This window comes from Micromonospora sp. D75 (assembly GCF_018070405.1).
Classification (GTDB): Bacteria; Actinomycetota; Actinomycetes; order Mycobacteriales; family Micromonosporaceae; genus Micromonospora; species Micromonospora chalcea.
Window position 1 is genome coordinate 1 of record NZ_JAGPXV010000945.1, and the last position, 1,514, is coordinate 1,514.

Annotated in this window: 2 protein-coding genes and 1 pseudogene; 1 reads left to right on the forward strand and 2 read right to left on the reverse strand. The window is 75.5% G+C overall.

The window, feature by feature from the left end; all coding sequences use genetic code 11:
- On the forward strand, positions 1-229 hold a 229-nt coding region (locus tag KBX39_RS30935; protein WP_210873938.1), incomplete at its 5' end, for a cellulose binding domain-containing protein.
- Between the two features lie 24 nt (positions 230-253).
- Here KBX39_RS30935 and KBX39_RS30940 read toward each other — a convergent pair.
- Together KBX39_RS30940 and KBX39_RS30945 are read right to left on the reverse strand one after the other, a co-directional pair.
- Positions 254-1,138 (reverse strand): 3-methyladenine DNA glycosylase, encoded by an 885-nt coding sequence (locus KBX39_RS30940; protein WP_210873939.1) that lies wholly within the window; start codon positions 1,136-1,138, stop codon positions 254-256.
- A 34-nt stretch (positions 1,139-1,172) separates the two neighbouring features.
- Positions 1,173-1,514: pseudogene (locus KBX39_RS30945) on the reverse strand (hypothetical protein); the annotation flags it as partial.

A 1,514-nucleotide genomic window follows, 5' to 3' on the forward strand; every position in this document is an offset into this window, starting at 1 on the left:
GCGCAACGCCGGCGCCGCGCCGATCGCCGGCTGGACCGTGCACGTCCCGCTCGCCGGCGGCCAACGGATCAGCCAGGCGTGGAACGCCGACGTGACGCAGAGCGGAACCACTGTGACCGCCCGGAACGCGAGCTGGAACGGCGCGCTGGCCCCGGCCGCCCAGACCACGTTCGGGTTCCTGGCCGAGGGAACCGCGCCGAGCCCGGCGCTGACCTGCGCGCCGAGCTGACCGTCGCGTGCCGGCCGGCCCCGCTCAGCGGTGGTCGGCCGGCACCGCCCGGTCCAGCGCGGCCAGCAGCCGGGCGCGCAACCCGGCGGCACGCTCGGCGAACCCGCGCTGCGCGGTGGCGTACTCGGCCCGGCCCTCCGGCGTCTCCACCGGCACCGGCGGGTAGCCCAGGGCGGCCAGGTCGTACGGGCTGGCACGCATGTCCAGCGTCCGGATCTCCCGGGCCAGCTCGAAGCAGTCCGCCACGAGTTCCGAGCAGACCAGCGGCGACAGCTTGTACGCCCACTTGTAGAGATCCATGTTGGCGTGCAGGCAACCCGGCTGCTCCAGCGCGTGCTGGCTGTCCCGGGTCGGCTGGAGCACGTTCAGCGGGCGGGCCGGCGCGGTGAAGAACCGGAACGCGTCGAAGTGGCTGCACCGCACGCCGCGCTCCTCGACCACCGCCGCCGTCGCCGCTGGGCTCAGCCGCAGCGGCCAGGAGTTGTGCCGTACCTGCTCCTGCGTCTGCCGGTAGACCATCGCCCACTCGTGCATGCCGAAGCAGCCGAACTGCGCCGGGCGTCCGGCGGTCGCCGCCAGCAGCGTACGGATCCAGGCGATCGACTCGGCGCGCCGCGCGCGTACCCGATCGGTGTCGAGGGTGAGCCCGGCGGCGCAGGCGGTGTAGTCCGGGCCGAAACCGGCCGGGTCGGCGTCGCACAGCGTCACGCCCGCGCCCGGGTGCCAGCGGCGCAGCTGGGCCGGCCGGTGCGAGTAGTAGGTGAAGAGGAAGTCCTCCACCGGATGCTTCACGCCCGCCCGGCGGCGGCCGAGATGCGGCGTCAGCCAGGCGTCCACCCGCTGCTCGTGGGCGGCCCGGCGCGCCTGCCAGTCGGCGACGTCGAGCGCGGGGGCGAGGGCGGCGGTCACGCACCCCAGGGTACGACCGCCGCCCGTCGCCGGGTCACGGCACGTCCACCCGCACGCCCGCGGAGAAGACGCCGCTGCGCAGCTCCAGCCGCTTCGGCGGCTCGTCGCCGCGCATGGTGAACACCAGTGGCAGCAGCACCCGCCGCCCGGCGGCCACCGGCTGGGAGAACACGTCCCGGCCCAGGTTCGCCACCCGGGTCGCGTCCTCGTCGGCGGCCACCCAGTTCCCGCTCGGCAGGTACGCGCGCTGCAACTGCCCGTGCCAGGTCTGGTCCTCGTTCGTGACGTTGCGCACCCCGACCGTGGCCAGACAGGGGCGTCGGCCGCCGGGCGCCGCCGGCAGGACGTCCGCGCCGCAGCTCACCCGGTAGACGGT